This window comes from Enterobacter sp. MGH 33 (assembly GCF_000534535.1).
GTDB classification, from domain to species: domain Bacteria; phylum Pseudomonadota; class Gammaproteobacteria; order Enterobacterales; family Enterobacteriaceae; genus Enterobacter; species Enterobacter hormaechei_C.
Genome location: NZ_KI973212.1, coordinates 4,624,029 through 4,632,594, shown reverse-complemented (window position 1 = coordinate 4,632,594; position 8,566 = coordinate 4,624,029). Strand labels below are relative to the sequence as shown.

Below are 8,566 nucleotides of genomic sequence, written 5' to 3'. Positions count from 1 at the left end.
GGCATCAAATTTAGCGTGCTGATATGGCTCAGTTGGTAGAGCGCACCCTTGGTAAGGGTGAGGTCCCCAGTTCGACTCTGGGTATCAGCACCACTTTATACTTAGGTTAAAGTTCGGCAAGAAGTAAAAGAATTTGTCTGGCGGCTTTAGCGCGGTGGTCCCACCTGACCCCATGCCGAACTCAGAAGTGAAACGCCGTAGCGCCGATGGTAGTGTGGGGTCTCCCCATGTGAGAGTAGGGAACTGCCAGACATCAAACAAGTAGAAAGGCCATCCGAAAGGATGGCCTTTTTGCGTTATCGCTCCAGCCAAACCAATTCCCTCATTCGATATTCCTGCTGTCGCCATTAATACCTTACGGACGTATTAAAGCGTTTTACCCTACTGAAACTGAAGTTGTGGAATGCATTATGCTGGCTCGCAGCAGCGTTAAATCAATTAAATGTTATGTACAGGTATGGGGTATAGCGGGGAGTAAGGTAGCGTATTGAATTTAATTAATATCTGATGCTATTCGTGATGAGGAATATACGTTCCTTATATCAGGGAAAAATAAAAGCGCGGCGATGGCCGCGCTTTTAGAAGCCTTATTTAGTCAGGGCGACAATACCGAGTGTCAGGCCAGCGATTGCCGCGGCGCCACCAGCAATCGCACCTGCTGTTTCCCAGTTATCCTGGGTAGTGCCCTTCATACAGGTATTGGTGTGAACCAGTCGCCCCTGATCGTCGTATACCGGTACACATGGAGAGTCGTGCGCGCAACCAGCAAGCAGCGCAGCGAGAAGTGCAACGGAAAGGAATCTTTTCATGATGTTACCTCAATATGATCGCTTATTCGCTAAAGAGCCGATACAGCAATTAACGAACTGATGATTATTTTACCACCGCACTAATACCATGCAGCACGGGGAATAATCTCAATTTGTGTGGATTGTAAAAATTATGAAGAAAAAAGCGCGGGCACTGATTATTAATGGAGGAAATGTGAAGAGGGGATGTGTTTTTACATTGTTTTCAGGAAATAAAAAAGGCACCAGAGGTGCCTTTATGATTTTCATTAATCCTTGTGCTTTGTAAACCGTCTCCGGACAACCACAAAGAAAACAGGAACAAAGAAAATGGCCAACAGGGTGGCTGACAGCATCCCGCCCATCACGCCCGTCCCGACCGCATTTTGTGCCCCACTACCTGCACCGCTGCTGATGACCAGAGGCATAACACCAAGGATGAATGCCAGGGAAGTCATCAGGATAGGACGCAGACGCATACGCGAGGCTTCAAGCGTGGCTTCGATAATCCCTTTGCCTTCTTTATCCATGAGATCCTTGGCGAACTCAACGATCAGTATGGCGTTCTTGGCTGATAAACCAATTGTCGTAAGCAGACCAACCTGGAAGTAAACGTCATTGTTCAGCCCTCGCATTGATGCAGCCAGAAGCGCGCCGATCACCCCCAGCGGCACAACCAGCATGACCGAGAAGGGAATTGACCAACTTTCATAGAGGGCCGCCAGACACAGGAACACCACAATCAGTGAGATGGCGTACAGCGCCGGAGCCTGATTCCCGGAAAGTCGTTCCTGATAAGACATCCCCGTCCAGTCGTAGCCGATGCCGGAAGGCAGTTTTGACGCAAGGCTTTCCATCAACGCCATTGCCTCACCGGTACTTTTGCCAGGGGCAGACTCACCGAGGATCTCCATTGACGGCATCCCATTGTAACGTTCCAGACGCGGTGAACCGTACACCCAGTGAGAGCTGCTAAAGGCAGAGAAAGGCACCATTTCGCCGTTAGCGCTACGCACATACAGGCCGTTAATGTCTCCGGGTAGCATACGGAAGCGAGCATCAGCCTGGACATAAACTTTTTTCACCCGTCCGTGATCGATAAAGTCGTTCACATAGGTGCCACCCAGCGCTGTTGAAATCGTCTGATTGACGTCAGACACGCTCACACCCAGCGCCTGTGCCTTCTCCTGATCGACGTCCAGCTTGAACTGTGGCGTATCTTCCAGTCCGTTAGGACGCACGCGGACCAGTAAGTCAGGATGTTCTCTCACCATGCCCAGCAGCTGGTTACGCGCCTGGGTTAACTGCGTATGCCCCAGGTTTGCCTGGTCAATCAATTCAAAGTCAAAGCCTGTTGCGGTACCCAGTTCAATAATGGCAGGCAGGTTAAACGGAAATACAAGACCGTCTTTGATCTGGCTGAACGCTTTCGTCGCGCGGCTGACAATCGCCTCAACGCCGTTTTCCTTGCCCGGACGCTCTTCCCATGGCTTCAGGCTGACGAAAGCGATACCGGAGTTCTGACCCTGTCCGCTAAAGCTAAACCCGTTTACGGTAAAGACCGATTCAACGTTCGCTTTCTCTTTCGTCAGGTAATAATCCTGAACCTGATCGAGTACCTGCTGGGTACGCATCTGCGTCGCCCCTGCCGGCAACTGAACCATCGTCATAAACACCCCCTGATCCTCTTCGGGCAGGAAGGAGGAAGGCAGGCGCAGGAACAGTACTGCCATGCCGCCGACGATGATGACGTAAACCAGCAGATAGCGGCCGGTCTTACGTAAAATGCCGCTTACGCTGTTGCTGTAGTGCTCCACACTCTTATCAAAGAGCGCGTTAAACCAGCCGAAGAAACCACCTTTCTTTTCATGATGTTCGCTGGAAACCGGTTTGAGCAGCGTGGCACAAAGAGCAGGCGTTAATATCAACGCCACCAGTACCGACAAGGCCATCGCGGAGACAATGGTCAGCGAGAACTGGCGATAGATAGCCCCGGTTGAACCACCAAAGAATGCCATCGGAATAAATACCGCCGAAAGCACCATGGCAATGCCCACCAGAGCACCCTGGATTTGCTCCATTGACTTCTGCGTCGCCTCTTTTGGCGGCAGCTTGTCCTCAACCATGACGCGTTCTACGTTCTCGACCACCACGATGGCGTCATCGACGAGCAGACCTATCGCCAATACCATCCCGAACATCGTCAGGGTGTTAATGGAGAACCCGAACGCAGCCAGTACCGCAAAGGTGCCCAGTAACACCACGGGCACGGCGATAGTGGGAATAAGCGTTGCCCGCAGGTTTTGCAGGAACAAGTACATCACCAGGAACACGAGAACAATCGCTTCAAACAGCGTCTTCACCACTTCATGGATGGAGATCTTCACGAACGGTGTGGTGTCGTACGGATACACGACTTTCAGACCCTGAGGGAAGAAGGGCTGCAACTGCGCCAGTTTACTCTTGATGGCGGCAGCGGTATCCAGCGCGTTTGCGCCAGTCGCCAGCTTGATCCCCAGCCCCGTTGCTGCCTGGCCATTGATTTTGGTGACCATGTTGTAGTTTTCGCCACCCAGCTCAATGCGGGCCACATCTTTGAGGTGGACCATTGAGCCGTCCTGGTTCACCTTCAGCGTCACACGACCAAACTCCTCCGGCGATTTCAGGCGCGTTTGAGCAATAATTGAGGCGTTCAGTTGCTGCCCCGGTACGGACGGCGTTCCTCCCAACTGGCCCGCAGCAATCTGGTCGTTCTGCGTTTTCAGCTGGTTAATAACATCCAGCGGCGTGAGCTGATATTTGTTCATCGCGTTGCTGTCCAGCCAGATGCGCATTGCATACTGGGCACCGAACAGCTGCACGTCACCGACGCCGGAAGTACGGCTGATCGCATCTTTTACGTTAGAAGCAACATAGTCGGAGATATCATCCTGCGTGAGGTTTTTATTGTCCGACACAAAGCCAGCAACCAGCAGAAAGCTGCTGCTGGATTTCTCCACGCCGATACCTTGCTGCTGCACTTCTTGCGGCAGCAGCGGCATGGCGAGCTGGAGTTTGTTCTGAACCTGCACCTGCGCGATATCAGGATCCGTGCCAGACTGGAACGTCAGCGTAATGGTGACATTACCGGCGGAATCACTGGTGGACGACATGTACATCAAATTATCGATACCGTTCATGTTCTGTTCGATAACCTGAGTGACGGTGTCCTGTACCGTCTGGGCATCAGCGCCCGGGTAGGTTGCTGTCACCGCAACCGCCGGCGGCGCAATGGTCGGATATTGCGCGACCGGTAGTTTTAAAATGGCCAGCCCGCCCGCAATCATCAGAATGATGGCGAGTACCCAGGCGAAAACAGGCCGTTGAATAAAGAAATTAGCCATGTCGTTATTCCTTAACTGGCTGGAGTCGCGGCGGTATCAGGAATAGCCACGACGGTGACGCCAGGGCGAACTTTTTGCAGGCCGCTGATAATGACGCGGTCGCCGTTTTTGAGGCCTTCCGTGATCAGCCAGCGATCGCCAATCGCCTGCGGTGCAACGACAGTGCGTGATTCCACCTGGTTTTTCTCATTTACCACAAGCACGGTGGCATCTCCGCGTGGTGTACGGGTTACTCCCTGCTGGGGAACCAGTATGGCATCAGGTTGCGTACCTTCATCGATGCGCGCACGGACAAACATACCCGGTAACAGCATATGCTGTGGGTTAGGGAAGAGGGCGCGAAGGGTGATTGAGCCGGTACTTTCATCTACCGTGACATCAGAGAACTGGAGCGTTCCTTTCAGCGGATAAGGCTGGCCATTTTCCATCAGCAACTCGACGCTGCTGGTGTCTCCCTTTTGCAGGCTCGTCTGCTGCTTCAGGCGCATAAAATCGCTGCTGGATTGCGTCACATCGACATAAATGGGATCGAGTTGCTGAACCGTCGCCAGTGCAGTTGCCTGGCCATTAGTGACTAACGCCCCTTCGGTGACGCTGGATTTACCTATACGCCCGTTGATTGGGGATGTGACTTTCGTATAGGCCAGGTTGATCCGCGCGCTTTCAACGCCAGCCTTCGCGGCAACCACGCTCGCATCCGCCTGCTGGGCAGTTGCCACCGCCTGATCGTACTCCTGCTTGCTCACATATTGCGTACCAACCAGCGGAACGTAACGTTTCACCGTCAGATGGGCGATATTCGCCGCCGCCTGTGCTTTTACCAGTTCACCTTTCGCATTGTCGTAGGCTGCCTGATAGGTGGCCGGATCGATTTGATAAAGGGATTCACCCGCTTTAACGTCGCTGCCTTCGGTAAAATTACGGTGCAGAATGATACCACTTACCTGAGGACGAACCTCCGCAACACGATACGCGTCAGTTCTGCCGGGCAATTCTGTCGTTACGGCCAGTGGAGCGCTTTTAACAATATGAACACTGACCTGAGGAGCTTGCGCATGCTGCTGTGGGTTTTCTTGCCCATCGCACCCGGTGAGCAGCGCGGCACAGACAATGAAACCGGATAAGGGTAAGCATCTGAAGTGATTCGTCATTACTGTTCCTTAAACTACCCTTGAGCCGATATTTGCCATGAATCGGTGAAAGGGTGTGAGGCAAAAAATAGAAATGTAGCCGCGTATAATAATGAGGGTGTTTAATGTTTTTTAATTTATAAGTGCTGATGGAGCTTTTAAAAGTAAAAATCGGAATCTGACACAGTGCATTCGGTATTCTTTTTCTGTCAGGATAATCAACGAAATGCTTTCGGTGAATGCTATTCATATATTTTATGGATTTTATGTATTCGATTTATTCATGTGAATTATAAATTAAATGAATTGACTTTTTTTGTGCAAAATTAACACGGGTTTTGGTTAATACTTTGACTACACGACCACGGCAATATCCTTTGATAACGTATCAATCTTATGAGTAATGAGTAGCAGGTTATGGCGCGCAAAAAGAAAGAAGAGGCTCAAAAGACCCGCCAGCAGCTGATTGAAGCCGCTATCGGGCTATTCGCGACGCGTGGCGTGTCCAGCACCACGCTTACCGACATCGCCGATGCTGCTCAACTCACTCGCGGGGCGGTTTACTGGCATTTCTCGAGTAAAGCGGAAATATTCAATGCAATATGGGATCAGCAATTGCCGATGCGTGAGATGATTCGTGACAGGTTAATACTTTCCGAAAATGACGACCCTTTGTTAATGCTTCGTGAACAATTTATTGTCGCACTACAATATATTGCGAGCGAGCCGCGGCAATATGCGCTTTTACAAATTTTGTATCATAAGTGTGAATTTCATGACGATGTGATTTCAGAATGTGAAATACGCAAGCGGATCGGTTTAAACGATGATTATCTTCGCAAGACGCTAAAGCGATGCATTGCTCGTAACGTTATCTCTTCGCAAACCAATATTGAACTGGCGCTGATTGTTTTCCACGCCTTTTTTAGCGGTGTCATTAAAAACTGGTTAATGGATAGCAACAATTTTAATCTGTACAAACAAGCACCGGCGCTGGTGGATAATATTCTGGCGACACTAAATATCACCCGAGTGGCACCAGTGGTTTACGATACAGCCTCATGACCGCGTCCGGGGTGGCGACATCTCCCCGTGCTGGCACTGTTCCATAATAGCTTGCGCGGTAATCGGTTTGCCCAGCAGGTAACCCTGTAGCGTATTGCATCCCAGTTCTGTCAGAAAGGTTTGCTGCGCTGCGGTTTCGACCCCTTCCGCCACGACCTTCAGATTCAGCGTTTTTGCCAGGGCGACAATCGCCGAGACAATCGTCGCATCTTCGCTCTCACCACTTAACTCTTTCACAAAAGCACGATCGATTTTCAACTCGCAGGCGGGAAGTCGCTTAAGATACAGAAGGCTTGAGTAACCGGTGCCAAAATCGTCTATCGAGGCTTTTACTCCCGCATCCGTCAGCGCTGTCAGGACACGAACGCTTTCGTCCGGATTGTTCATTGCCGTGGTTTCGGTCACCTCCAGGATCAACATGCCGGGTGGTACGCTATGGCGCGTCAGACAATCGAGAACTGTTTTAACCAGCGACGGCTGTTCGAACTGCAATGTAGAAAGATTCACCGCCATTGACCAGTCCGTGTGGCCCTGAAGATGCCATTCACGCAGCTGGCGGCAGGCCTCGTCGATTACCCAGTTTCCAATCGGAATAATCAGCCCCGTTTTCTCTGCCAGCGGTAGAAAAAGATCGGGTGGGAGTAACCCCTGTTTGGGATGCTGCCAGCGTAACAGCGCTTCGAATCCGAGGACTGGCCCGGCAGGGGCGTGAAATTTAGGTTGATAAAGCAGGCGTAACTCATTACGGTCGATGGCCTGCCACAGATCATTCATCAGCTGTAGATGCGTCTGTGCCAGCGTATTCATTGACGGCTGGAAGAAGTGATAGCCGTTGCGACCCATATGTTTCGTGTGGTACATCGCAGCATCAGCGTTAAACATCAGTTCACGATCGGTTTTGCCATCGTGTGGATAGAGCGCAATGCCAATGCTCAGGGTGACCATCAGTTCATAAGGATCGAGATGGAACGGGCTATCAATGACGCGCACCAGTGAATTTGCCAGTGAGGCAGCATCATCCGGAGTGGCGGTTTCGGCCAGCAGGACGAATTCATCCCCACCGATACGCGCCAGCGTATACTGACCTTTCAACTGCAACAGCAAACGCTGAGTCACCGCAACCAGAAGCTTGTCACCGACATCATGACCATAGGCATCGTTGACGGTTTTAAAGCCGTCGAGATCCATAAACATCAGCGCGAAAGGGCTTCCTTCGCGATCGGCCTTGCTGATGGCCTGATCGAGGCGATCCTCAAGCAGAATACGATTGGGTAATCGCGTCAGCGTATCATGTAACGCCAGCTGTGCGAGTTCACGATTAGCTTCTGCCAGTGATGAGGCCAGCAGCGAGGTACGAGCCTGAAGGCGGGCATCGAACATCGACACCAGCAGCGTAATCCCCAGAATAGCGAGCGCGACCACGCTAACCAGTATCGCCAGCCAGCTCCCGTTAATGCCATGATGGTGGACCATCGTCGACATTGGAAATTGTGCTGCTTCCATGCCGGCGTAATGCATGCCAGCGATAGCGATGCCCATGGTGATCGCCGCCCCCAGCCGCATCAACGCCATTCGTGCGGCTTCCTGACGTAAACGGAACGTCAGCCAAAGAGCGGCCAGTGAAGCGGCAAGGGCAATGACCACGGAGATAGCCACCCACTTTTTATCCCAGACAATACCCGGTGTGACCTCCAGGGCTGCCATACCAGTGTAGTGCATGGCAACAATGCCCGTTCCCATCACGACGGCGCCAGGCAGCAGCCGGCGCAAACGTAGCTGCTCGCCGCTAACGAGCCACAGGGCAAACATTGACGAGCTGATGGCGATAACCATCGAAAGCACGGTCAGGACCGCGTTGTAACTCATGCTCATGGAAAGATCCATCGCCAGCATACCGATGAAATGCATCGCCCACACGCCAATCCCCATCGAAACACCGCCACCTGCCAGCCAGACGCGTGCAGCGACGCCCTGGCTTCCGGCAACGCGCGCAGCCATATTCAGCGCGGTATAGGCGGCAAGAATGGCAACAACAAAGGAGATGACTACGAGGATTTGGTTGTATTGGCTAACCAGCATGGTCTGTTCACTCGTTGTGAGACGTTAAGCAAGAGCGGTTGGAAAGGGCACAGACATTATCATCGTCAGGAAATGACGAAAAGTGATTTAAATCCCTGTTTTTATGGAGTGATAACAGGGG

At 51.8% G+C, this 8,566-nt stretch carries 5 protein-coding genes, 1 tRNA gene and 1 rRNA gene; 3 read left to right on the top strand and 4 right to left on the bottom strand.

The features are described from left to right. Window positions 1-17 precede the first annotated feature (17 nt). Both L379_RS02515 and rrf read left to right on the top strand, forming a co-directional pair. A tRNA-Thr gene (locus L379_RS02515) sits at window positions 18-93 on the top strand. Between the two features lie 43 nt (window positions 94-136). Next, window positions 137-252 (top strand): 5S ribosomal RNA (rrf, locus tag L379_RS02520). Between the two features lie 335 nt (window positions 253-587). Here rrf and L379_RS02525 read toward each other — a convergent pair. The 3 genes from L379_RS02525 to L379_RS02535 form a co-directional block, all read right to left on the bottom strand. Beyond that, window positions 588-809, bottom strand: coding sequence for a lipoprotein (locus tag L379_RS02525; RefSeq protein WP_003860364.1), 222 nt, complete (start codon window positions 807-809; stop codon window positions 588-590). A gap of 248 nt (window positions 810-1,057) precedes the next feature. After that, entirely contained in the window at window positions 1,058-4,171 is a 3,114-nt protein-coding gene (locus L379_RS02530; RefSeq protein ID WP_032655316.1) for an efflux RND transporter permease subunit, read from the bottom strand. 11 nt (window positions 4,172-4,182) lie between these two features. After that, complete coding sequence (locus tag L379_RS02535) at window positions 4,183-5,322, bottom strand: efflux RND transporter periplasmic adaptor subunit (RefSeq protein WP_015572026.1); 1,140 nt, start codon at window positions 5,320-5,322, stop codon at window positions 4,183-4,185. Window positions 5,323-5,718: 396 nt separating this feature from the next. Here L379_RS02535 and envR point away from each other — a divergent pair, with 396 nt between their 5' ends. Then, on the top strand, window positions 5,719-6,366 hold the full coding sequence (envR, locus tag L379_RS02540) for an acrEF/envCD operon transcriptional regulator (protein WP_015572025.1): 648 nt from the start codon (window positions 5,719-5,721) through the stop codon (window positions 6,364-6,366). On the opposite strand, the gene L379_RS02545 is transcribed toward envR, so the two are convergent. After that, the gene (locus tag L379_RS02545) at window positions 6,361-8,445 is read right to left on the bottom strand and encodes a putative bifunctional diguanylate cyclase/phosphodiesterase (RefSeq protein WP_032655313.1); all 2,085 of its coding nucleotides are present in this window, start codon (window positions 8,443-8,445) and stop codon (window positions 6,361-6,363) included. The genes envR and L379_RS02545 overlap by 6 nt on opposite strands. Window positions 8,446-8,566: the final 121 nt, after the last annotated feature.